This window comes from Paenibacillus sp. FSL H8-0317 (assembly GCF_045040685.1).
GTDB lineage: Bacteria > Bacillota > Bacilli > Paenibacillales > Paenibacillaceae > Paenibacillus.
This window is the reverse complement of the sequence record NZ_CP150294.1, coordinates 7,259,431-7,283,592: the sequence shown is the minus strand read 5'-3', so window position 1 is coordinate 7,283,592 and position 24,162 is coordinate 7,259,431. Positions and strand designations below refer to the sequence as shown.

The window sequence follows — 24,162 nt, the reverse complement described above, 5'->3', positions numbered from 1 at the left end:
AAGGTTCATGAAAAAGGGATTATTTTCACGGGGACTATTTTTCACGATGATGTTGGTCTTTGTATTGGTGCTCGCAGCGTGCTCTGAGAAAGAAGCAGCTACTCCAGCTCCAGCTTCCAACACAGAAGAGGGAAAAACGGAGGAAGAACCTGCTAATGAAGAGGGCGTTTACTCCATTGAAGACTTCAACAATGTCAAAACGAATGAGGGTACTGCGATCGAGGGTGGATCGATTACATTCGGACTTGTATCGGATACTGCTTTTGAAGGTACACTGAACTACAACTTCTATTCCGGTAACCCAGATGTTCAGGTACTGCAATGGTTTGATGAGGCATTGCTTACATGGGACAAAGACTATGTGTACACCAACGATGGTGCAGCAACATATGAGACATCTGAAGATGGCAAAACGTTCACACTGACCATTCGTGACAATGTGAACTGGCATGATGGCAAGCCGGTAACGGCTGAAGATCTGCAGTTTGCTTATGAAGTGATCGGTAACAAAGCGTATGATGGTCCACGCTACGACTCCAACTTCACTAGTGTCGTAGGTATGGACGAGTATCATGCTGGAAAAGCAAAAACAATCTCTGGTATTAAAGTGCTGAGCGACAAACAAATCAGCATTACGTATAAAGAATCTACTCCGTCCCTGCTGACAGGTGGCGTATGGACGTATCCACTGGCTAAACATATCTTCGGAGATATGGATGTAGCCAAAATGTCTTCTTCCAAAGAAGTACGTGAAAAACCAATTGGTTTTGGTCCATTTAAAGTGGATGTCATCACTCCGGGTGAGTCTGTAACTTATGTTAAGAACGAAGACTACTGGCGTGGAGCTCCAAAACTGGACAAAGTGACTCTGAAAGTTATCAACCCGACAACGGTTGTTCAAGAACTGAAATCTGGCGGGGTAGACCTCGTGGATGCATTCCCGACAGATCAATATAAAGACAATGCAAACCTGTCCAACGTAGAATTCCTGGGCGCAATCGATCGTGCTTATACGTACATCGGTTTCAAACTGGGTACGTGGGATGAAGAGAACGGAAAAGTTGTAAGCAATGCCGAAGCAAAAATGGGCGACAAAAACTTGCGTAAAGCAATGTGGATGGCTGTAGATAACGATCAAGTAGGTAAACGTTTCTATAATGGCCTGCGTTGGAATGCAACAACCTTGATTCCACCGTCTCACCCAGAATTCCATGATTCCAACAATCCGGGTGTAGCATATGATCCAGAAGCAGCGAAAGCATTGCTCGACGAAGCTGGTTACAAACTGGATGGTGAATTCCGTACGAATCCGGATGGAACACCACTCGAAATCAACTTTGTATCCATGACTGGTGGCGACACAGCTGAACCATTGGCTCGTTATTATGTTCAATCATGGGCAGCTATTGGTTTGAAAGTAAACCTGGAAATGGTTGAGTTCAACAGCTTCTATGACCGTGTAGGTAACACAGGTAAAGATGATCCGAACATTGATGTGTATCAAGCCGCATGGGGCGTTGGTATTGACGTAGATCCATCTGGTCTATATGGCCGCGATGCACTCTACAACTTCTCCAGATTCTCCAGCGAAGAGAATGACAAATTGCTGGCACAAGGTATCTCTGCTGAAGCATTTGATGTAGACAAGCGTAAAGAGATCTACAATCAATGGCAGCAATACATGGTAGATGAAGTTCCTGTATTCCCTACACTGTATCGTGCAGTTGTAGCACCCGTTAACAAACGTGTAATGAACTATGCGATTGGTGATGGAACAGGCGTTTACCTAAGCGACCTGCAAGTTAATGCAGACAAAGCAGTTGTAGCTGAGTAACACATTCTTAAATTAGCAGCTGTTAGGATTGGGGTCCTTTAAGAAGTCGGTTGCTAAATTATCAAAGAAGAATTCTCCTGGTAAAATGAATAAAAAGTGTCTTTAAAAACATGGATTCTGTACACTCTGGCATGGGTGTATGGGGTTCATGTTTTTTTTGTAACCAAAAAATAAAAAAAATTTAACTTTTTTTCAAAAAAGTGCAGACAAAATGCCTCTTTACTTCGTCTATATAGGTAAGAGGTGATCATCTTATGAGAAAATGGTGGAAACGGGCTGGTATGCTGCTGGCTCTCTTGCTTATTATATATTTGGGTGTGAAACCGGACTTGCTGGTAGGCAAACCGGGAATTAAAGCTGAATCTGCGGTATTAATGGATATGAACTCTGAACAGATCTTAATGGATTTTAACGGCTCCGAAGAGATTGCTCCGGCAGGCGTCAGTAAGTTGATGACAGAACTGTTAGTAATGGAGGCCGTGATCAATGGTGATATAGGCTGGAATGATCTTGTTAATGTAAGCCTGTATGCCAGCTCCGTGGGGGGCAGTCAACTGACCCTGAAACAGGGAGAACAATTCACCGTTCAGGAGTTGTTCGAGATCGTAGCTGTCTATTCAGCCAATGATGCAGCGGTTGCTCTGGCTGAACATATCAGTGGTACAGAGCAGAAGTTCGTGCAACGGATGAATCAGAAGGCAACTCAGATTGGACTTTCTAAGGAAACACAATTCACGAATTCAACGGGCCTCAGTGAAAAGTTGCTTGGTCCTAACCGTCCGATGGAAATACAAGGGCAGACCTTAATGACGGCTATAGATGCATGCAAGCTTGCGCGATATCTGCTGAATAACCATCCCGAGATTTTAAGAATCTCCAGTCAAATGCAAGTATCAATGCACCAAAAAGGGATGTACATGAGTAACACGAACTGGATGTTGTCCTCTATCGGTGGGCCGTATGCTTATGATGGGAATGACGGATTGAAGACCGGGTATGATGAAGATTCCGGGTATCATTTTGTGGGGACAGCTGAACGTGATGGCAAAAGGCTGATATCAGTTGTATTTGGAACAGATACTCGTGAAGGGCGTTTTGTGGAGACTCGGAAGTTATTCAACTATGGATTTTCGGGAAACCGAGTCAGACCAGATTATTGAAGCATTACGCAAGCGTTAGTACGTTAGTTAAGATATGAGGGCTGTCCGCAGGTTCGACTGAACATGTGGTAGCTCTATTTTATCGAATCGGAGGTAAATTGATCCATATAACCATATTATTAAATTGACATATGGTTTTCTTTTGTTTTAAAATGACCAGTGAGTCATTATTATTCAATTCAGTTTAATATATATTTACAAAACCAACTGTACGATACTGAATTTACGATCTGATCGGGAGGTAACATGTGATGCAAAAACAAATGAAATGGCCGCTAATCCTGTTTGCCATAGGGGTATTTATGGCTGCGCTGGATAACGGGATCATCACCTCTTCACTGACCACCTTAAATGCATCATTTGGTGTGTCGCCAACATGGGGAGCATGGACGATTACGCTTTACACGCTTGGGCTTGCGGTGAGTGTTCCTGTTGCGGGCAAGCTGTCGGACCGTTATGGCCGCAAGAAACTATTTTTGATTGAAGTGGCGTTGTTTGGGATCGGGTCCCTGCTCGTTGCGTTGAGCACATCGTTTACCTTTTTCCTGATCGCTCGTGTCATTCAAGCTCTGGGCGGTGGAGGGATATTTATCATCGCCAGCTCATACGTATTAAGCAAGTTCCCGGCGGAGCGTCAGGGTACAGCTTTGGGTCTGCTCGGAGGTATGAATGGTGTTGCCGCTATTTTGGGACCTAATGTCGGTGCTTTTATACTGGATCTTACGGGCAACTGGCATTGGTTATTCCTGATCAATGTACCTATCGCCATTCTGCTATTCATTGCAGGTATTCGATTTATTCAGGAAGAGCAGGAACTGAATCGTGCAGCAGTGGACTGGAGTGGTATTGCTGTCCTAACGTTGGGTGTACTCAGTTTAATGTATAGCTTCAGCAATCTGGACGGTGTGAACATGCTTCAAAGCCTGGGATCACCCATGTTCTACGGTTTCTTCTTGGCAGGTGTGATCATTCTGGTGCTCTTTTACTTCATGGAAAAAAGGCTGGAAGGATCTGAACGTGAACCTGTTGTATCGACACATCTTCTGGGCATTGCGTCATTTCGCTGGACGCTGTTGATTGCCTTTTTCTCCGGAGCCATTCTGGCCTCGGTGATCTTTATTCCCGGATTTGTTGAGCAATATCTCGGCGTATCCAATACAGCTTCCGGGTACTGGTTTACTCCGCTCGCGCTGGCATCCGGCATCGGGGCAGGTGGAGGTGGATACCTCGTAGACCGCAAAGGGCCAATCTGGACGTTATCGGTTGCGGGGCTGCTATCTGCGATTGGATTCCTGCTGTTCCCGCTATGGGTGGAGCATATCTGGCAATTTGTCATTGCGAGTACACTCGTAGGTATTGGCTTCGGTATGATGCTTGGTGCGCCAGTTAATGTACTTGTCACGGAACAGGCCGGTGAGAACAATAAAGGCATCGCAGTAGCGACCAGCTCGTTATTCCGCCAGATGGCAATGGCTATTGCACCTACGATTTTCGCCGGATTCCTGGCACGTTCTTTCATTAATCTGGGGTCCAACATTCAGGCAGGATTCGCTGACAAAGGAATTCGGGTGCCTCCGGAGATGCTGGAGCAATATGCCTCGGGAGGGTCATCAGGGAGTGATATCTCCAGTCTGACAGAGGGCCTGTCCCAGATTCCTGATGAAGGTATCCGTGATGTGTTGCTCCAGGCAGTGCATCAAACGACAGGGCAGGGTTATAATGGCCTTTTCTGGTCTGCGGTGGTATTCAGTGTGCTTACGCTGGTAGCTGCGCTTATAACGGGACGTCTGCGTCAAAAAGAGAAGAGTCATCATGTGGAAGATGTATCTACAAGCTGATTTGATAACGTTAGAAATGAAGAGAACAGTGTACCTTTTGTAGCTAAAAAGGAGTCGCTGTTCTTTTCAATTTAACCGGATTGTAACTTTTCTTGCTCCTGCAATGATTACAATAGAACGAGCGTAAGCGGTGTCTTGATTCCAGAGAGAGAAAACTTCAGAGAACACCGAGTCACAAGGCAACCCAGACGTTTAATTGGTATTATGGATTATCATTTCGATAGTGAAGAAGGAATCGATGGATGAAAAGCAGAACTAAAGATAAGAAGAAGAAAAGAAGAAAAGGCCTATATATAACGCTCGTTTCACTTGTTGTTTTGTTAATCGGAGGTTATTTGTTCCGTCAGCAGCTGGCTGTAGCGGCATTTGATCTGTTTCTCGCCGATTCGGTAGAAGATCAGCTATCCCGCTCGTATGTGCCGCAAGAAGGCAACAACACGCCTGATCCAACGGTATACCGTAAGGAACCATTTTCCGTATTACTGCTCGGTTCGGACAAACGCGCCTATGAAAAAACGCGTGGACGTTCGGATACCGTTATCTATGCTGTAGTACGTCCCAAGGAATCCCGTGTGCTTCTGGTATCCATTCCACGTGATACGTATGTGCAGATTGTAGGACGGGACGCGAACAAGGACGGCGAAGATGATTATGATAAGCTGGCGCATGCCTATGCTTTTGGTGGGGAGAATATGTCCATCAATACCGTGGAGAAATTTCTTGATGCTGATGTGGGTTATTATGCAACGATCAACTTCGACGGAATCAAAAAAGTGGTTGATGCGCTTGGTGGTGTAAAACTGCCAATTGATGAGGACATTGTGAACAAAAACCCGGATCATGTGCAATTCACGATTGAAGGCGGTAAGCCGATCTATGACGGGCAGGAAGCACTGTACTATGTAAGATACCGTGAGGATAGCGATTTTAATCGTACCAAGCGGCAGCAGATATTCCTCAACGCGATGGCGAATGAAATGCTGAATTTGAATCAAATCGCCAAAATCCCGGAATTGATTCAGATCATGGGAGACAGCTTCCAGACGGATATGCGAGCTTCTTTCATTATTGATCTGGCTAAACAAGTGCTTACTCAGGAGAAACCGCAGATTTCGAGCTTCACCATTCTGGGTGAGGGGATGAAAAAAGACGGTATCTATTATGGTCAGGCTGACGAGAAAGATGTCCAATATGCCAAAGAGCTGATTAACAACTGGATGGATCAATCGACCCCAGCCGGTGAAGTAATGATCCCTGACCGGCAAAAGATTGAATAACCAATTCCATACCAATGATGTGTTGTAGACCACAATCAGCAGTACGTTTATTCGCGGGCTGCTGTTTTTTTCTTTATAGTGAGAACTATTATCCTTTTGGAACATCCTGCGTTCTGATCCGTATAATATAAGTTGAGCGAGATAAGTTGAACGAAGAAATTCACAAGGAGGATATACAAGGGTATGAACATCGCATTTTTTTTGCTACCCAAACAAGAGGTTACGTGCGTGACGTCGGATTCTACGCTGCGGCAAACGTTGGAACGGATGGAATATCATCGTTTTACGGCGGTACCCATTTTGAATAAAGAAGGCAAATATATTGGTACCGTTACCGAAGGCGACTTACTGTGGTATATGAAGAATGCCGAGGGAAAGATTTCATTTGAAAACGCTTCAAAGTTCTTGCTCAAGGACGTTCCACTTCGCTTGGATATTAAACCCGTATCCATTGACGCCAACATGGAGGACCTGATTAATCTGGCTAAAGTTCAGAACTTTGTTCCTGTGGTCGATGATATGGATCGGTTCATTGGTATTGTCAGACGGAGTCAGATTATTGAGTACTGTGAGGGCATTGTAGCCAAAGAATCGATCAAGGCTAAGTAAGGTGGTTACGAATTTAAACATTATTGTGTCATTAGGGATAATCACAGCCGTCCGGTATCATGTTAAACTTAAGAAGTCCTGAACTAGGGACGCATTCGAAGTTTTTTACAAATATATAGGTCGCTAGGATGTACGGAGGACTCCGCATAAGTACCTGACATCAGTTTCGGAGAACTTCTCCGCTTTTTGGGGTAATTTTGCGGGCCCTCTTTTTATGCTATAATCGAGAATAAAGCTTTTTCGGGGGAGAGTGACTTTCGCCAAATGCCTAAAGAACTGGATGTAGCCAAACGCGCTAAAGTGATTGAATGGCTGAAAACCGAAGTACTTGATCAGGTATCCCGATTATTCAAGGCGTTATGGGAAGGCAGTACAACTCGAATCGGGGACAGTCTTGCCAGTTTGATTATGAGTAGTTACATATTGGGCCGCAGGCTCGGTATTCCTTTCAAGGATCTGGATGCACTGCTAGTTGAGAAGTTGAAAAAGCATAAACAGGAAGGTCACCAGCTTGAAGACTGGTACCAGGATATTTCCGCGCTAGAAGATCATATGCGTAAGAGGTGAATTTGTTGAAATTTAGCTTTAAATCAGCTGTTTGGAGCGCAGTCTATCTGCTCTTGCTACTTTCGCTGTTAACTCCTTTATCGGTACTTGCCATATTTTTTATGATGATTCCGGGAGTTATTTTGTATGCTTCATTATCTTTAAAATCATTTATATGGCATCTCGTGCCCGTAGCCGTTATTTTGGTCGTATTCCACCCCATCTATCTGTTACTATTGCTCATCTTCACCCTGCCTGCGATCGTGATGGGTCACGCGTATAAAACACGCAAATCGGCCCTGTTCGCTCTGATGGCGGGAAGTGGCATGATGTTGGCAGAATACTTGTTGTTGCTCTTAGTCGGCAGTGTCATTTTCCAATTCGACCTGTCCAGTTATATTGAAGATGTCGTCAAATTGACCATTGAACCGTTAACCAATACATCGAATCAGATGATCAACGGGTTTGCATGGACACCTGAGATGACCGAGGATGTTGCCAAACAGACACAGCTTATGATTCCGTTTGCTCTCGTTGTTACATCGATGGTAATGGCCTTTATTACACACGCCATTGCTCGTCCGATTCTGAACGTGATGGGTGTGGTGGTATCGAAGCTTCCACCAGCGAGAGAATGGCGTATGCCGCGTGCGTTGATCTGGTATTATTTCCTTGCTCTGTTGATTGAAGTGATCTCCAGACAAAGTGATGGAACATACTGGACCATGATTGCCATGAATCTGTCCCCGTTAATTAATCTGGGCTTCATGATTCAAGCGATCGGTTTCTTCTTCTTTCTCTCACATACAAAGAAATGGAATCCGGTTATACCATATTTCCTGGCGGCTGCGGTTTTCTTCATTGGTCCGCTTCGGATTATCGGAATTATCGATCTGGCGTTCCCGCTTCGTGAGGCAATATCGAAATCAAAACGATAGGGTGATGAGTCATGCCTAAATTTCTGAAGAAACGCTGGCACGGCTACTATACCGTATGGGCGTTCATACTGCTGCTGTTGCTCGTTATGTTCGTTACCATTTATAACTGGACGCTTGGTTTGATTAGTCTGATACTGGCTTCGGCGCTGGGAATCGTCATGATTAAGGCGGAGCTCGCGTTCCGCCGTGAGCTTAACGACTACATTAATGGCCTATCTATTCGGATCAAACGGATGGAGGGGGAAGCGGTCAGCATGCTTCCATTCGGAATTGTGTTGTACAGCGAAGATCGTACGGTAGAGTGGCATAACCGCTTTGTCGCGGAGATGTTCCAGGAGAAGACAATGGTGGGTAATCCGCTACTTAATATGTTTCCTAAACTTCCTCAGCCTAAAGAGAAGAAGGATGGGACGAAGGAACATTCATCCAAGGAGTTGCATGACGAATTCCAGTTGGATGATCGACATTATGGAGTTATTCATAACCCGCAGGAGCGGTATGTATATGTATACGAGATTACGGAGCTAGCCATTCTTCGTGATAAATATGAAAATGAACGCCTTGCGTTGGGAATTCTCGTTCTGGATAATCTGGACGAGGCTGCCCAAGGCATGGACGATCAACAGCGTACAGCACTGATTGCCCGAGTGACCAGCGAAATTACGTCTTGGGCCAAGCGGTACGAAGTGTACCTGCGCCGTCTGTCTTCTGATCGTTATCTGTTGATGCTGAATCATAAGTCTTTGCAGGAACTGGAGCAGAGCCGATTTGTCATTTTGGATGAAGTTCGGGAGATGACTGCTGATCTCAAAGTGCCAATGACACTCAGTGTTGGACTGGCGTTTGGATCGGATAGCATCAGCGAGATGGGAGAACTGGCACAGTCCAGTCTGGACATGGCGCTTGGACGTGGTGGTGATCAGGCTGCCGTGAAGTCCGGACAACGCCTGTCTTTCTATGGCGGTAAGTCTAACGCAGTGGAGAAACGGACACGGGTAAGAGCCCGCGTTATTGCACACGCGCTGCGTGATCTTATGCAGGAGAGCGATCGGGTGCTCATCATGGGGCACAAAATACCGGATATGGACGCGATCGGCGCATCCATCGGAGTGTGGAAAGCGGCCAGTCTGTATAATGTGGAAGCACGGATTGTTCTGGATGGAATTAATCCATCGATTGAACGCATGATGGAGCAAGTGAATAAGGACGAGAAGTTGTCCAAAGCATTTGTATCACCGGAACAAGCAACCCAGATGATGACCGAGCACACGTTGCTGGTGGTAGTAGATACCCATAAGGCATCCATGACCATGGAGCCGAAACTGGTACAGTCTGCTACCCGTGTCGTCGTTGTGGATCACCATCGCCGCGGCGAAGAGTTCATCAATGACGCAGTGTTGATCTATCTGGAACCTTATGCGTCTTCTGCTGCCGAATTAGTAACCGAACTCTTGCAATACATTCATGATAAGGTACAATTCACTCCGCTGGAAGCTACGGCTTTACTTGCCGGGATTACGGTGGATACGAAGCATTTTGCACTGCACACGGGGTCCAGAACGTTCGAAGCGGCAGGCTTCCTGCGCCGTAGCGGTGCGGACACCATTATGATCCAGCGGTTGATGAAAGAGGATCTGTCAGAATATATTGCTAAGGCAGAAATCATAAAGCATGCTAAAATGGTATATGGAAACATTGCGCTGGCGGTCACAGACCCTGGCAGCAAGATTTCACAGATGATGATCGCCCAGGTGGCGGACACATTGCTGAACATGACTGACGTGGTCGCTTCATTTGTTATAAGCGAGCGTCCGGATGGACTCATTGGCATCAGCGCGAGATCGCTGGGGCGCATGAATGTTCAGGTTGTCATGGAACGACTGGGCGGTGGCGGACATTTGACGAATGCTGCCGTGCAGCTTGAAGGAACGCTTGGAGAGGCAGAAAAACGGCTGACGAACGTACTGGCTGAAATCGAAAAGGAAGAGGGGCTGTTCGAATGAAAGTCATTTTTATAAAAGATATGAAGGGTCAAGGCAAGAAAGGGCAAGTGAAAGAAGTATCTGAGGGTTACGCACAGAACTTCTTATTGCCACGGGGAATCGCACGTCTGGCAACGGACGGCAACATGAAGACACTGGACAACCAGAAGGCGGCTGAGGAAAGACTCAAACAGGAAGAGAAAGCGGAAGCGGAAGCACTTGCGAAAAAGTTGGAAGCAGAAGTGACTGAACTGAAAGCGAAGTCCGGCGAAGGTGGTCGTCTGTTCGGCGCCATTACCAGCAAACAAATCGCAGAAGCTTTGTCTAAAAAGGGTCTGAAAGTAGACAAACGCAAAATTGAGCTGGACGAGCCTATTCGTACACTCGGCGTAACACAAGTAACTGTCAAGGTTCACCCTGAAGTGAAGGCAACCTTGAAGGTACAGGTAACGGAAGAGTAAGATGGGCGGAGAAATGTTATTCGACCGGATTCCCCCGCAGAACCTGGAAGCCGAACAGGCCGTGCTGGGTGCAATCCTGTTGCAGGGCGAGGCCCTGATTACAGCGATGGAACGGGTGCAAACCGAGGATTTCTATGATAAGCCCCATCAATTAATCTTTGAAGCGATGATCCAGCTTGGTGAGGGAAATCAACCAATTGACCTCGTGACACTGACTTCGCTTCTGAAGGATAAAGGTGAGCTGGAGGACATCGGGGGCGTTAGTTATCTGGCTAAACTAGCCCATGGTGTACCTACAGCCGCGAACGTAGACTATTACGCTCAGATTATCGAAGAGAAATCGATGCTGCGTCGCCTGATTCGTACGGCAACCCAGATCGTGAGCGAAGGATACACAGGCGGCGAAGATGTTGCAGCGATGCTCGGAGAAGCTGAACGTCGCATTCTGGAGATCTCCAACCGTCGCTCCAGTAGTGGTTTTATAGCCATTCAGGATGTACTGATGGAAGTATTCGATCGTGTGGAAACACTTCATCAGAATAAGGGTACAACGACAGGTATTCCGTCCGGGTTTATCGATCTGGACAAGATGACTGCCGGATTCCAGCGCAGTGACTTGATCATTGTAGCGGCCCGTCCTTCCGTAGGTAAGACGGCCTTCGCCCTGAATATCGCTCAGAACGTAGCCATTCGGGCACAGGAGACGGTAGCTATCTTCAGTCTGGAGATGTCAGCTGCCCAGCTGGTGCAACGTATGATCTGTGCGGAAGCCAACCTGGATGCCAGCGTGATGCGTATGGGTGACTTCAAGGGTGATGAAGACTGGCAGAAGCTGACGATGGGTATTGCAGCTTTGTCAGAAGCCAACATCTTCATAGATGATACGCCAGGGATTACCGTAGCGGATATTCGTGCCAAATGCCGTCGCCTGAAGAAAGAGAAAGGCCTTGGCATGATCCTGATCGACTATCTTCAACTGATTAGTGGACGTGGTAAAGCAGGGGAGAACCGTCAACAAGAGGTATCCGAGATTTCACGTACACTGAAACAGATTGGCCGGGAACTGGAAGTTCCGGTTATTGCCTTGTCCCAGCTGAGCCGGGGTGTAGAGCAACGTCAGGACAAACGTCCGATGATGAGTGACTTGCGGGAATCGGGTTCGATCGAGCAAGATGCCGACATCGTAGCGTTCCTGTACCGGGATGACTACTATAACCAGGAGACCGAGAAGAAAAATATTATTGAGATCATTATCGCTAAACAGCGTAACGGTCCGGTAGGTACGGTAGAACTGGTCTTCCTGAAAAACTTTAATAAATTCGTCAATTACGAGAGGGCGCACAATGACGCCTTCGCGATGTAACGGGCAGGTGCTGACGGCTTCGATCAAGAAGCCAGAATCGTTTGTCCCGAAGATCAACTATTAGAGCAACTGAACTCAAACAGGTCTTATAAATACCAGATATAGATTCACATTGAAATGGGTATCCTTGAACCGGTGATAGCAGTCAAGCAAGCTTGGACTGAAGTCTCCGGTTTTTTGTGTTGAAATAATGGGTAAATCCCGAACATTACGGTTGTACTATATCTAATTGTTCGCCATTTGATTTGACTTTGAAAAAGGGTACTGGTACACTAATACTGCTGCGTTAAAGCAGCGCAAACCTTCCCTTGAATGTAACGGAAGGACATTTTTACTGTCCGTTAGCACGCTTCTCAGTCGGTTTTTTGCGTAACACGCCTGCCGGGATAGAGGACGGACAGACCAATACAAAGGTGCGCAAGGCACCCACGGAGGAATGTTAACTATGTCAACGGTAGTTGTAGTGGGAACGCAATGGGGAGACGAAGGAAAAGGTAAAATCACGGATTATTTGGCGGAGAGCGCTGATGTGGTGGCTCGTTATCAAGGTGGTAACAATGCGGGTCATACAATTCTGATTGATAACAAAAAATATAAACTGACGATGATTCCATCAGGGATTTTCTACACGGATAAAGCGTGTGTTATTGGTAACGGAATGGTTATCAACCCGAAGGCACTCATCGAAGAAATTAACTATATTCATGACAATGATTTCACAACGAAGAACCTGTCCATCAGTGAGCGCGCACATATCATCCTGCCATATCACATGGTGTTGGATGCACTCGAAGAAGAGAGCAAAGGTCCGAATAAAATCGGTACGACTGGCAAAGGAATTGGCCCATGTTACATGGACAAATCAGCTCGTATTGGTATTCGGATGGTTGACCTGCTGGATGCTGAAGATTTCGAACTGAAACTGCGTCATCTGGTCAAAGAAAAGAACCGTGTCATCGAGCAAGTCTACGGCGGACAGCCTGTTGATGTGGAAGAGATTCTGCAAGATTACCTCGGATATGCTGAAATTCTGCGTCCTTACGTACGTGATACATCCGTTGTTCTGAACGAATATATTGATGAGGACAAAAAAGTATTGTTTGAAGGTGCACAAGGCGTTATGTTGGACCTTGATCAAGGAACTTATCCATTTGTTACATCATCCAATCCGTCCGCAGGTGGCGTATGTATCGGTTCTGGCGTAGGCCCGGCTCGTATTCAGCAAGTCATTGGGGTAGCGAAAGCTTACACAACGCGTGTAGGAGATGGCCCATTCCCTACGGAATTGCATGATGCAATCGGCGACCAAATCCGTGAGACTGGACATGAGTATGGTACGGTAACTGGACGTCCACGTCGTGTAGGTTGGTTCGATAGTGTTGTTGTTCGCCACGCGCGTCGTGTCAGTGGAATCACAGGTCTGTCCCTGAACTCTCTGGACGTAATGACAGGTCTGGAAACTGTAAAAATCTGCACAGGATACAAATTCCGCGGCGAGGTCATCACACACTATCCGGCAAGCCTCAAAATGCTGGCAGAATGTGAAGCAGTATACGAAGAGATGCCAGGTTGGAGCGAAGATATCACTGGAGCTAAGAAACTTGAAGACCTGCCAGTGAACACACAGAATTATGTAAAACGTGTTTCCGAACTGACAGGCATTCCAATTGCCATCTTCTCCGTTGGTCGTAACCGTGAGCAAACAAATCAAGTTCTTCCAATCTACGAGTAATCGAAGAAATAGAGAGATTGTTTCTTGAATTATAAAATAGAATCCTCTGCCGACTTAGGCATGTTAAGCCTCCAGTTGTTGCTTTTATAGCGATGACTGGAGGTTTTTTGTATGTTTTTCGGATATAATCCCAAGATTTCCGTCAATACTGGTTAACAGTAGAGTCACAGACCCCGACATGCGCATGTTAGACGGGTGGGATAATCGGAGGGAGAGAACGGAATGAAGTTGCTTGTGTGGTTTGTCAAAATCGTGCTAACCGTGTTGCTGATCAGTTCACTGACACTGCTCACGACCGGATTAATTGTACAGTCATATGCGAAGTCGCTACTCGCGAGTTTCAATATTCAGTGGGAAGGTCAACCCACGGGGTTAACTACCATGTTCCAAGGTGCCTTGGGCGGTAAAACCAGTGAAGGGAACAAATCAGGAAATGGGACGACAGATCAGCCGACAGGAGCGGACGAAGAGCAGGTTCCGGAAGATGCTGTTTCAGTTATGGGGAATGGGACGGAGAGCGGTCAATCTGGCGTAGATACAGGTAGCGATGCGTCCCAAGGAAGTGGCTCAAACGAGGGCACTGGGGAAGGTTCAGGTACAGATACGACCGTAGGATCAAATTCAGGCACAAGTGCAGGCAATGGGACGAATACGGGCACGGGTAATGACTCAGGAACAGATCAGGGTAGTGGTTCAGCTTCAGGTAATGGAACCGGAGCGGCCAGCGGAGGTGCTTCTACAGGCAATGATGCCATTGTTGTATCACCGGATGACATTACAGGAGCGAAGGACAAGCTGCCAGCAGAGGAGAAAGAAAAAATCTTCAGCCTGCTCATGAACAAGCTGCCGCAGAAAGAAATGCAACAGATCTCAGGTGCCATGGAAGGTGGCCTAACGGAACAGGAACTACGTGAGATTGAACAGGTGATCTCGAAGTACCTGACCAGTGAAGAGTATGACAATCTGATGGAAGTACTGCAGACAGAATAAGATAGGCAGGGAAGACAGGCGTGCTCATAGACGAGTAACGCCTGATTCATACTGTATTGGACTTGTCGATGACTATTGAATATAATCTATTTAAATAAATACTGGAAATGCCTATAGGAGGGTACAGTGTATGAAATATAAAGGGAAAGAACACGACATATAAAAACGTTTAGGCAAAATTGCAGAAACCTCTAGTTCAATTCGGGGGCCTCCGTTCATAGGGTGCATTCAAGAGATACGATGTATCTGTGTTTATGAATTCACTAATTGGAGGTTTTATTGAACATGAACTTATATCATTCGAAGTCAGAACCGTCAGTAAACAAGTTTGCCGAGACTGCTAAAGAGCGATACGAGCAAGGTCTGCAAGAAGCAGATCAGCCGTTTAGTGGCTGGGATTTTAGCTATGTAACAGGGAGTGAGCGACTTCAGAGTGGAATGTTGCCCTGGTCCTATGGAACGATGGCGCGCCGATTATTGAATCAAACAGAACGAATGCTCGACATGGGGACTGGTGGAGGAGAAATGCTGTCCAGGCTCTGTCCCCTTCCTCCATACACATGTGCGACCGAAGGCTATCTCCCCAATATACCGATTGCAGAGGAACGTTTACAGCCGCTCGGTGTGAAGGTGCTTCCAGTGACTGATGATTCACAACTTCCTTTCGCAGATGGGGAATTTGATCTGATTCTTAATCGGCATGAGTCGTATGATGAGCAGGAAGTTAGGCGGATTCTATCGGTAGGTGGACTGTTTCTGACTCAACAGGTAGGTTGGTCAGATTGCAGGGAGATCAATGATCGGCTCGGCATTCCTATGCCAGCGGATTACGCTGGATGGGAGCTGGATCGTGCTGTTCTTCAGCTGGAACAGTGTGGATTCCGTATTCTGGAGCAACGGGAAGCAACTCCCGCGCAGCGTTTCTATGATATAGGGGCACTGGTATATTATCTAAAGACCATCCCGTGGCAAGTACCTGATTTCAAGGTAAAACAGTTCCGTCAGCCGTTAATGGATATTCATATGGAGATGGAGCAAAATGGATTCTGGGAAGTACAGCAGAAGCGATTTGTAATTCTTGCAGCCAAAGAATCGAGACATGAAGGTTAATTTCTATTGTGACATGAGATGAAATCCAGTTTAAGATAAACCACAAACAGGTTGTTTACGTAATCCCTTATCAGAGTTGATCTGGTGAGGGATTTTATTTGTATTTTTATGAAAAATAAAGCATATTTCACTGGGTCTTAGAACCTAGTCTTAATTTGCGAACAAAAGTACATAGTACAGCGGATGTTGAAGCATAATGGGTGATGGAACAGCCATACTATCTTATGGGTAATTAAGGGAAACCAAGCGGGGCGTGGCTTTGCGGTGTGACGTGTAGAGTTGAAATGAGTGTAAAACCTGTGTTAAAGTATACGGGTGTGATAAAAGGTTAAAATTTTGACACTTTTGAGAGCGCAGCTAAAGTCCGATTTTGCGGACAACCAATACAAGTATCAACGAGCATGGGACAGACACGATGGGTGATGTCTTGACAGAAATGCGAACTGAGAAGTGCTGAAAAGGAGAGAATCATGAAAGGTTTCAGAGGCATACGCCAACCGGGCAAAGACCGGGTACACGAACAATCCGGGGAACACCGGACGGCCGAAGACAAAAACAACATGAGCATGTCCACCTTCAGTGTGAATAAGAAGCGCGTTCTGGCCTCGCGCAAATGGATCATTACAGCAGCATGTGGTGTATTCATCGCAGTATCGCTTGGGTTCGCAGGCAAACAATATGTTACTGCAAACACCGTACCGTACTATAAAGTAATGGTTAAAGGTAGCGAGATTGGTACCATTGCAGATGAGGCACAATTACAACAACTATTTACAGACAAAACTGAGGAATATCAACATAAATATCCGGATGCAGAGATGGTGCTGAACACGGATGGCATCACAACCGAAACGGTAAGAGCGTACAAACCTGAAGTGAACAGTGACGAGACGCTGGACAAACTGGGTGACATGCTGACAGCCTACGCCAAAGGTGTGGAGCTCAAGGTAGACGGTGAAGTCATTGGTATCGTGAAGGATCAGGCAACAGCGGATGCAATCCTGGAACAAGTGCAGAGCAAATACATATCGGCATCGGCTGTGCGAAGTTCGCTGAAGACGAAGTCGGTATCGGCTAACTCCTCGAAGAAAGAGGAGGGACCTAGCACAACCCTGAAATCGGTAGGCATCAAGGAAGATGTAGCGACAGATGTGGTGAAGGCTGATCCAAACAAAATATGGGATGTGTCCGAGGCGGTTAAAGCATTAACCGTTGGTAAAGACGCGCCTGTAACTTATGTGGTTCGTGAAGGAGATACAATCTCTTCGATCGCTGCCAAGTATGAAATTACACAAAGCGAGATTCGTAAGCATAATCCGGGCATCAAGGAAACGTCGCTTCAAATCGGAGACGAACTGACCTTGACCGTTCCGAAACCGGCGGTAACCGTTAAATCGGTTGAGCAGGTTGTTGAACAGATTGAGATCAAACCGCAAGTGGAAGTGCGCAAAAGTGACGCGTTGAAAGCAGGTACAACAAAAGTCGTGCGCCCAGGACAAAGTGGCTTGAAAAGCATGCAGTACCGTATAACCAAAGAAAATGGTGAAGTGGTTCAGGAAGAGTGGCTTGGTCAGGAAGTGATTAAAACAGCAGTAACTGAAGTAGTCCTTAGCGGAACAAAAGTTGTTGGTGAGGGCTCAGGTGAATTTGCTTGGCCGGTATCAAATGCAACGATGAGCAGCAGCTTTGGACAACGTTGGGGTCGCCAGCACAAAGGTGTCGATCTGGTAGGTAACCGCGATGTGAAAGCGTCTGATGAGGGTGTAATTACTTTTGCAGGACAGAAAAGCGGCTATGGTAATGTCATCATTATTAACCACCGTAACGGATACGAAACACTGTATGGACATTTGAACAGCATTGGCGTTAAGGTTGGACAAGTGGTTGAAAAAGGCGAGAGTATCGGCGTTATGGGCAACACGGGTCGTTCGACTGGAACACATCTGCATTTTGAGATTATTAAGAATGGAACGGTAGAAAATCCGTTAACGTATCTGAACTAATATAGAGCTTAAGTAGAGCAAGGTTGGCTATAATGCTGGCCTTGTTTTTTGCTGCTGTAAAAAATTTTCAGATGAAAGACCTTCCAAGCCCCTGATCGGGATGTGACGGTGCTTCAGGTATGTTAAACTAGAGAATATAAACAACAAGCTATATAAGTTGAACTAATTATTTTTACGATAACGGAGAGGACAGAAAAAACCTGAAAAAGCGAAGCGTTCGCCTAAAAGCTTTCTGAAAGAAAGCTGCATCGGAAGCATACGCTATCCCCGGATTTTCCCTTGAGAAAAGGGAATCGAAAAAATCTGGGGATAACAGCGATTGGAAGGTTGTTCTGTCATCGTAGTATGAGAGTAAATATTCTTTAGTTCAACTTATATTAGAGAAACCAATCAAGCAGGCTTGGTACAAGCTAAACATAGAAAAGAGATATAAACGCTAACGCGGATTAAGCAGGATATAGGGGTGAACTTAGCCGATGCAGGGGAAGATTTTGGTGGTGGACGATGAACAGCCCATCGCGGACATTCTGAAGTTTAATTTGGAAAAAGAGGGGTACGAGGTCATCTGTGCATTTGATGGCATTCGTGCGGTTGAACTGGCGTTATCCGAGAAACCGGATCTGATGCTGCTGGATCTGATGCTCCCGGGCAAGGACGGTATGGATGTCTGTCGTGAGGTGCGCGCTCATCTGGAGATGCCGATCATTATGCTTACCGCCAAGGATGGCGAGATCGACAAGGTGCTTGGTCTGGAATTGGGTGCGGATGATTACGTGACGAAGCCATTCAGTACGCGTGAGCTGCTTGCACGGGTGAAGGCACAGATGCGCAGACGGCAAAAGCTTGCGATTACGGCAGAAGCGCACGAAGACGAAGAGAAGCAGGTCATGCGGCTGTTTGATCTGGCGTTTGATATGGACATGTATACGGCTTATAAAGGCGGAGAACCGCTTGATCTGACCCACCGTGAATACGAACTTCTCTATTATATGGCGAAGCATTCCGGCAAGGTTATGACACGGGAACATCTGCTGCAAGCGGTGTGGGGATATGAATATTTCGGCGATGTACGCTCCGTGGATGTTACGATTCGTCGTCTGCGTGAGAAGATTGAGGAGAATCCAAGCAAACCGGAAACGATTCTGACACGCCGCGGGCTCGGTTATCTCGTGCGCAGTGCCAAAAGCGTGGGGATATAATGGGCCGATTCGCGCGATTCTCGTTCTTCCGAACGATTCAGGCGAAATTGATCATTATCTATGTACTGCTGATTCTGATTGCGATGCAATTGATCGGCGTTTATTTTGTGAGCGCGATGAAGAACTCACTAACGAGCAACTTTACGGAAGACTTGCAGGCACGTGCAGAAATGCTGTCGGTTCTCGTGGGCGAGACAATGGCGGGTGGAGAAGCAGAGGCGGGCGAGGACAAAACGGAAAATCTACGTGTGCTGGTGAACAACCTGTTCAACATTAACGGTGCCGAGATTCAGGTGCTCGATGCCAGCGGCAAGGTACTCACCACCTCGCTAAGTTCACATTCGGATTATGTGGGTCGCAAAAACACCCAGACCGTCGTCAGCCGTGCGCTGCAAGGCATTCGGGACAATGAGGAATATATCGTGGACGAGGATAATGTTCGCAAAAAGGTCGTCGCCAAGCCGGTGCTGTCCGGCGGCAAGATCATTGGCGCGGTCTACATCGCGGCATCCATGAACGAGCTGTATTCCACGATGGAGGGAATCAACAAAATCTTTATCTCCGGCATTCTGATTGCCTTGGTGTTAACGGCGGTGCTTGGCGTGATTTTGTCCCATACGATAACGCAGCCGATTAAGGAAGTGACGCGGAGAGCGACAGCGGTCGCAGAAGGTAACTTCGATCAGCAGACACCTGTATTTGGCACGGATGAGATTGGTCAGCTCAGTCGGGCTTTTAACTATATGACCAGTAGGCTTCGGGATGCACTCTCCCAGAATGAAGAGGAGAAGGAGAAGTTAACCTCCATTCTGACCAATATGAGTGATGGTGTGGTGGCTACGGATGAGTACGGTAAAGTCATTCTCGTAAACCGTCGTGCCAGCAGCATTCTGGGTATGCATCCTGCGGATATTGAAGGAAGACACTTCGCTATATTACTCGGCATTGATCCGGAGGATGCGGAAGCCCTTGCGAGTGGTTTCACAGGTTCAACTTTGCTGCAGATTGCACCCGCAGGACAAGAAGAACCTGTGGTCATTCGGATGACGTTCACACCGGTTCATCGGCGTGAACGGGGGATCACGGGAACGATTGCCGTACTTCAGGATGTTACCGAGCAGGAAGAGCTTGAGGCATCCCGTCGTGAATTCGTAGCCAATGTTTCCCATGAACTGCGTACACCACTGACTACGATCAAGAGTTACGCGGAAGCACTGGATGACGGTGCACTGGAAGATCCGCAGCTTGCCGGTCGTTTCGTTGGTGTTATTCAGAACGAGACAGAGCGAATGATACGACTGGTTACGGATCTGCTGCATCTATCGCGGCTTGATTCCAAAGAGGCTTTGCTACGTAAACAGCCAACAGACATCCTGGAAATGCTGGAGGAAGTGACGGATCGATTCTCGTTCCAGATGCATCAGAAGGATATTCAGCCTGTGCTGTCTGTAGAGAATGATATTCCGGCTGTTCCGCTGGATCGCGACCAGATTGATCAGGTGCTGGATAATGTCGTGTCCAATGCGCTGAAATATACATTGGAAGGCGGCACCATTACGATTGCGGCTAGACGCAGTGATGAACACACACTTGCCATCTCGGTATCGGATACCGGAATGGGTATCCCACAGCGCGATTTGGATCGCATTTTTGAGCGGTTTTATCGGGTGGACAAGGCTCGTTCTCGCAGTATGGGAGGCACAGGGCTAGGACTGTCCATTGCCCGGGAAATTGTGAAAGCACATGATGGAAGCATCTCTTTGGAGTCTGAAGTAGATGTGGGAACGACAGTAACGTTCACACTGCCGATGCGTGAGAAAGGGGGTGAGCACCGTGAAGGAACGGATTAAATCCTTGGTGCTTGCTGCCCTTGTTGTGGCCAGTCTGGTTCAGAGTTATTTTCTGATCTACCGTTTGCCCGGAGGCGGAGATTCCATTGTGACGTCAGAGACGAACTATGTGAAGACGGAAAATATGGGTCAGGAACGTAATATTGAAGAATTGATCTTCCCCGATCAGATGGTTATTCATCTGGGTGAGGATAAACATACGGTGTTTTACCCTGGCAATACGTTCTATCAGTTGATCTATTCAAGGTTACAGGGGCGTGCGTTCGATGATTTTCAGCGCCGCAGTGTGCAATCGGTGAACTGGGATCAGATTCGCAAGGAGAACCCTGGGTTTGAGCTATCGTTCAAAGAAGGTATTCCCGTAGCATTGTTACAGCGGGTGATGAGGCTTGGGACGGATTCCTTGTTCCAAGGGGAGACCATTAACCGAATTTCTATCTATACGTCCAAAAATGAAACGAAGGCCCATGCGCTGTTCTTCAGCGCCAAGGGAGACGTGGTATACGAAGCAACGCAGGCAGACCTGACAGTGCAAGACGTGCAGCAGCATGTTGATTTTGGTACGAACTGGACGCCATATACCTTGATGGATGGCGGGTATTATATCCCGGCGGAAGCTCTGGAGACGATTGAGGCGGATGTACCAACAGGTCAGTTCACGGTTGAGCAGATGCAGCGTAGTCTTTTCTTCGATCCAAGTATGACCCGGAACATACGGGAAAAAGATGGATCGGAAATCTACACGGACAGTAAACGTAGTCTGCAAGTTAAGCAGGAACAACGCTGGATCAGTTACACCGATCCGGCGGCACCGCCTGCGGGACAGATTGATCCTGCGAAGGATGCGCTGTCTGCGGTTGATTTTGTGAATCAGCATGGTGGCTGGAAAGGCCGGTCACGCATGATGCTGGAGACCGCCGATAGCAAGACACAGCTTGAATTCCAGCAGTATTATGGCAGCTATCCGATTATGGATTCCATGCAGTTCCGCTTTGGCACGATCAGCATGGAGATGCAGCAGGAGACGGTATCTAGTTATGAACGATCGCTGGAATACCTGAACGAAGGTGCAGAGACGAAGAAATCGGTGAAGTTGCCTGGTGGAGAAAAGCTGAAGGCTCTTATTAAAAAGGTCGCAGGTGAGAATCGCCAGGTCGTGGACGTGTACCCGGCATATCGTCCTTCTTCGATTGAGGACGGACTCAAGCTGATCCCGGTATGGGTGATCCGCTTTGGAAACGGGGAGGAAACCACCGTTTCTTGATGGGTTGTAGGGTAATGGAGTCATTCGATATCCGAGCGAGGTGTAAGGTCACACGATAACGGAGAGGGCAGAAAAAAGCTGGAGAAGCGAAGCGTTCGCCTTTATCGCCGGATTTCTCCCTTAGGAAAAGGGAATCAAGAAATCTGGGGATAACAGCGATCGGAAGGTTGTTCTGACCGCGGAGTGGGCCAGTGTGATATTAGTTGCTTTTATCAAATGGACGGAGGTGAATGTTTTGGATTGGGGACGGGCGAAAAATGTGTTGATCTATGCCTTTCTGCTGCTCAATCTGGTGCTGGGATACCAGATCTGGATGGATGCGCGGGAGACAGCCGGAGCCAATCTGGACTTCACCTCACTGGCAGATAATACACAGCAGGCGATGGAAGAGAAGGGCATTCAGGTGCTGGCTCCGATTCCAAATGAAACGCCGAAGCTGCCAAAGTTGTCCTATGAGTTCATTGAAGAGGACAAGGCTGGTGTGGATATGGAACTGGAACAGCCTGTAGATAGCAAGCTGATCTTCTCGCAGAGTGAGCTGGAAGATGCATTAGAGCGTGAGATTCCACAGATTGGGACATACCGGCTGGATCAGCTGATGGCCGAGGATGGGGCTTTTGTGCTTCACCCACTGGTGGATGGCAAATGGCCGCTCTTCAATGTGAGTCTGGAGCTATTCTACAGCGACCAGAAAATAACGGGTTACCGTCAAACTCCAGTGCGGATTACAACCGCAGAGGAGAGCGATCAGCAGGTACTTCCGGCGTCGAAGGCGCTGGGAACGCTGATCGAGAACTTTTTGCCAAATGATGCAATTGTCAAAGATATTCAGCTGGGCTATTACGGCCAGTTGTTCAATTCAGATATACAGGTAGCGATGCCGGCATGGCGGTTCGTGCTGGAAAGTGGCGAAGTGTTGTACGTGCAGGGCATCAGTGGGGATGTATTCAGTCCCAAGACAGACAAACCAGGGGAGTAATGCGTTATGGGGATATATTTTACCGTGTTATCCAGCGGTTCGACAGGTAATGCCACAGTCATACAGCATGGGGGTACCTCTCTCATGATTGACGCGGGTCTTAGTGCGAAGCGATTGGATGCACTGTTTCAGGAAAGGGAGATTTCTGGGGCAGAATTGGACGGAATTCTGGTTACACATGAACATTCCGATCACATTAAAGGACTAGGCGCGATGTCTCGGAAATATAATTTACCAATCTACGCGAATCTGAATACGTGGGCGGCACTGGAGAAGTCGGTTGGGGCGATTCCAGAGGAAAACCGGAGGGTATTTGAGACAGGTGAGAAACATGATTTTGGGTCACTGCGCGTGGAATCCTTCGGGATCTCGCATGATGCAGCGGAGCCGGTAGGCTACACATTCGATGATGGTACGGAGAAGCTGTCTGTTGCAACCGATCTTGGGTACATGAGCGACAAGGTTCGCGATGCCATCTCTGATTCTGACGTGCTGGTGCTGGAGGCGAATCATGATGTCGAATTGCTGCGTATGGGGCGTTATCCATGGAACACCAAGCGCCGGATTTTGAGCGACATTGGGCATTTGTCGAACGAAGCAGCAGGTGCAGCGCTTAGTGAACTGATGAACGGACGCATCAAGCGCACGTATCTGGCACATCTTAGCCGAGATCATAATATGATGGACTTGGCGAAAATGTCGGTGCGCGACGCAATGGAGAGCCGTGGATGCTTTTATCGGGATCATGAGTTCAAACTCTGTGATACGTATTACGACCGTCCTACGCCATGGGATAGGGTGGGTGAGCCATAAAGCTGTCGAGTTCAGCGGCTTTGCGCTCGACTTCCTCGCGGGTCAGAATGCCTTTATCAATAAGCAGTTCAATGATGGTACTGAGTGCAAGGGTATTGCGATAGTGTTCTTCCTTGAGATCGGCCAGCTTGGCCGCCATATGAACTTCATCCATGGCTGTGAGTGTACGTGTGCGATCCATATATATCCTCCTCTATGAAGCTTCGAATTGTCT

The 24,162-nt window shown here is 47.3% G+C and carries 20 protein-coding genes; 19 read left to right on the top strand and 1 reads right to left on the bottom strand.

Annotated elements, in window-relative coordinates; all coding sequences use genetic code 11:
• The first annotated feature begins 7 nt into the window (after positions 1-7).
• From MHB43_RS32360 to MHB43_RS32270, 19 genes are all read left to right on the top strand, one after another.
• Positions 8-1,834, top strand: a complete 1,827-nt coding sequence (locus MHB43_RS32360; protein ID WP_405131070.1) for an oligopeptide ABC transporter substrate-binding protein — start codon at positions 8-10, stop codon at positions 1,832-1,834.
• Between the two features lie 254 nt (positions 1,835-2,088).
• Positions 2,089-2,994, top strand: a complete 906-nt coding sequence (locus MHB43_RS32355) for a D-alanyl-D-alanine carboxypeptidase family protein (protein ID WP_339180896.1) — start codon at positions 2,089-2,091, stop codon at positions 2,992-2,994.
• Between the two features lie 251 nt (positions 2,995-3,245).
• Entirely contained in the window at positions 3,246-4,832 is a 1,587-nt protein-coding gene (locus MHB43_RS32350) for an MFS transporter (protein WP_405131069.1), read from the top strand.
• Positions 4,833-5,074: 242 nt separating this feature from the next.
• Positions 5,075-6,109 (top strand): LCP family protein, encoded by a 1,035-nt coding sequence (locus tag MHB43_RS32345; RefSeq protein WP_339180889.1) that lies wholly within the window; start codon positions 5,075-5,077, stop codon positions 6,107-6,109.
• Positions 6,110-6,292: 183 nt separating this feature from the next.
• Positions 6,293-6,718: a CBS domain-containing protein gene (locus tag MHB43_RS32340; protein ID WP_091035263.1), complete on the top strand. Its 426-nt coding sequence runs from the start codon at positions 6,293-6,295 to the stop codon at positions 6,716-6,718.
• Positions 6,719-6,982: 264 nt separating this feature from the next.
• Complete coding sequence (locus tag MHB43_RS32335; RefSeq protein WP_017691445.1) at positions 6,983-7,285, top strand: MazG-like family protein; 303 nt, start codon at positions 6,983-6,985, stop codon at positions 7,283-7,285.
• A gap of 5 nt (positions 7,286-7,290) precedes the next feature.
• Positions 7,291-8,202 (top strand): DUF2232 domain-containing protein, encoded by a 912-nt coding sequence (locus MHB43_RS32330; protein WP_036612044.1) that lies wholly within the window; start codon positions 7,291-7,293, stop codon positions 8,200-8,202.
• An 11-nt stretch (positions 8,203-8,213) separates the two neighbouring features.
• The gene (locus MHB43_RS32325; RefSeq protein ID WP_076216655.1) at positions 8,214-10,205 is read left to right on the top strand and encodes a DHH family phosphoesterase; all 1,992 of its coding nucleotides are present in this window, start codon (positions 8,214-8,216) and stop codon (positions 10,203-10,205) included.
• The gene (rplI, locus tag MHB43_RS32320) at positions 10,202-10,645 is read left to right on the top strand and encodes a 50S ribosomal protein L9 (protein ID WP_036611925.1); all 444 of its coding nucleotides are present in this window, start codon (positions 10,202-10,204) and stop codon (positions 10,643-10,645) included. Before MHB43_RS32325 ends, rplI begins: the two co-directional genes overlap by 4 nt.
• 1 nt (position 10,646) lies before the next feature.
• Positions 10,647-12,008, top strand: a complete 1,362-nt coding sequence (dnaB, locus tag MHB43_RS32315; protein WP_036611922.1) for a replicative DNA helicase — start codon at positions 10,647-10,649, stop codon at positions 12,006-12,008.
• A 445-nt stretch (positions 12,009-12,453) separates the two neighbouring features.
• On the top strand, positions 12,454-13,740 hold the full coding sequence (locus tag MHB43_RS32310) for an adenylosuccinate synthase (protein ID WP_036671866.1): 1,287 nt from the start codon (positions 12,454-12,456) through the stop codon (positions 13,738-13,740).
• A gap of 222 nt (positions 13,741-13,962) precedes the next feature.
• On the top strand, positions 13,963-14,730 hold the full coding sequence (locus MHB43_RS32305; protein ID WP_339180885.1) for a hypothetical protein: 768 nt from the start codon (positions 13,963-13,965) through the stop codon (positions 14,728-14,730).
• Positions 14,731-15,015: 285 nt separating this feature from the next.
• The gene (locus MHB43_RS32300; protein WP_339180884.1) at positions 15,016-15,840 is read left to right on the top strand and encodes a class I SAM-dependent methyltransferase; all 825 of its coding nucleotides are present in this window, start codon (positions 15,016-15,018) and stop codon (positions 15,838-15,840) included.
• A gap of 470 nt (positions 15,841-16,310) precedes the next feature.
• Positions 16,311-17,843, top strand: a complete 1,533-nt coding sequence (locus tag MHB43_RS32295) for a peptidoglycan DD-metalloendopeptidase family protein (RefSeq protein ID WP_339180882.1) — start codon at positions 16,311-16,313, stop codon at positions 17,841-17,843.
• A 476-nt stretch (positions 17,844-18,319) separates the two neighbouring features.
• Entirely contained in the window at positions 18,320-19,042 is a 723-nt protein-coding gene (yycF, locus tag MHB43_RS32290) for a response regulator YycF (RefSeq protein WP_405131068.1), read from the top strand.
• Positions 19,042-20,892, top strand: coding sequence for a cell wall metabolism sensor histidine kinase WalK (gene walK / locus MHB43_RS32285; protein WP_339180879.1), 1,851 nt, complete (start codon positions 19,042-19,044; stop codon positions 20,890-20,892). The genes yycF and walK overlap by 1 nt, the downstream gene beginning before the upstream one ends.
• On the top strand, positions 20,876-22,156 hold the full coding sequence (locus tag MHB43_RS32280) for a two-component system activity regulator YycH (protein ID WP_339180876.1): 1,281 nt from the start codon (positions 20,876-20,878) through the stop codon (positions 22,154-22,156). Before walK ends, MHB43_RS32280 begins: the two co-directional genes overlap by 17 nt.
• Positions 22,157-22,391: 235 nt before the next feature.
• Positions 22,392-23,135 (top strand): two-component system regulatory protein YycI, encoded by a 744-nt coding sequence (yycI, locus tag MHB43_RS32275; protein ID WP_036612041.1) that lies wholly within the window; start codon positions 22,392-22,394, stop codon positions 23,133-23,135.
• A 6-nt stretch (positions 23,136-23,141) separates the two neighbouring features.
• A complete protein-coding gene (locus tag MHB43_RS32270; protein ID WP_036671861.1) occupies positions 23,142-23,948 on the top strand; it encodes an MBL fold metallo-hydrolase in 807 nt (268 codons plus the stop codon).
• Here MHB43_RS32270 and MHB43_RS32265 read toward each other — a convergent pair.
• A complete protein-coding gene (locus MHB43_RS32265; protein WP_036611899.1) occupies positions 23,917-24,129 on the bottom strand; it encodes a hypothetical protein in 213 nt (70 codons plus the stop codon). The two genes, MHB43_RS32270 and MHB43_RS32265, sit on opposite strands and share 32 nt — an antisense overlap.
• Positions 24,130-24,162 lie beyond the last annotated feature (33 nt).

Bases quoted from the DNA above. Each gene is read 5' to 3' on its own strand.
- MHB43_RS32360 (WP_405131070.1), top strand. From the start codon at position 8: ATGAAAAAGGGATTATTTTCACGGGGACTATTTTTCACGATGATGTTG.
- MHB43_RS32355 (WP_339180896.1), top strand. From the start codon at position 2,089: ATGAGAAAATGGTGGAAACGGGCTGGTATGCTGCTGGCTCTCTTGCTT.
- MHB43_RS32350 (WP_405131069.1), top strand. From the start codon at position 3,246: ATGCAAAAACAAATGAAATGGCCGCTAATCCTGTTTGCCATAGGGGTA.
- MHB43_RS32345 (WP_339180889.1), top strand. From the start codon at position 5,075: ATGAAAAGCAGAACTAAAGATAAGAAGAAGAAAAGAAGAAAAGGCCTA.
- MHB43_RS32340 (WP_091035263.1), top strand. From the start codon at position 6,293: ATGAACATCGCATTTTTTTTGCTACCCAAACAAGAGGTTACGTGCGTG.
- MHB43_RS32335 (WP_017691445.1), top strand. From the start codon at position 6,983: ATGCCTAAAGAACTGGATGTAGCCAAACGCGCTAAAGTGATTGAATGG.
- MHB43_RS32325 (WP_076216655.1), top strand. From the start codon at position 8,214: ATGCCTAAATTTCTGAAGAAACGCTGGCACGGCTACTATACCGTATGG.
- rplI (WP_036611925.1), top strand. From the start codon at position 10,202: ATGAAAGTCATTTTTATAAAAGATATGAAGGGTCAAGGCAAGAAAGGG.
- dnaB (WP_036611922.1), top strand. From the start codon at position 10,647: ATGGGCGGAGAAATGTTATTCGACCGGATTCCCCCGCAGAACCTGGAA.
- MHB43_RS32310 (WP_036671866.1), top strand. From the start codon at position 12,454: ATGTCAACGGTAGTTGTAGTGGGAACGCAATGGGGAGACGAAGGAAAA.
- MHB43_RS32305 (WP_339180885.1), top strand. From the start codon at position 13,963: ATGAAGTTGCTTGTGTGGTTTGTCAAAATCGTGCTAACCGTGTTGCTG.
- MHB43_RS32300 (WP_339180884.1), top strand. From the start codon at position 15,016: ATGAACTTATATCATTCGAAGTCAGAACCGTCAGTAAACAAGTTTGCC.
- MHB43_RS32295 (WP_339180882.1), top strand. From the start codon at position 16,311: ATGAAAGGTTTCAGAGGCATACGCCAACCGGGCAAAGACCGGGTACAC.
- yycF (WP_405131068.1), top strand. From the start codon at position 18,320: ATGCAGGGGAAGATTTTGGTGGTGGACGATGAACAGCCCATCGCGGAC.
- walK (WP_339180879.1), top strand. From the start codon at position 19,042: ATGGGCCGATTCGCGCGATTCTCGTTCTTCCGAACGATTCAGGCGAAA.
- MHB43_RS32270 (WP_036671861.1), top strand. From the start codon at position 23,142: ATGGGGATATATTTTACCGTGTTATCCAGCGGTTCGACAGGTAATGCC.
- MHB43_RS32265 (WP_036611899.1), bottom strand. From the start codon at position 24,129: ATGGATCGCACACGTACACTCACAGCCATGGATGAAGTTCATATGGCG.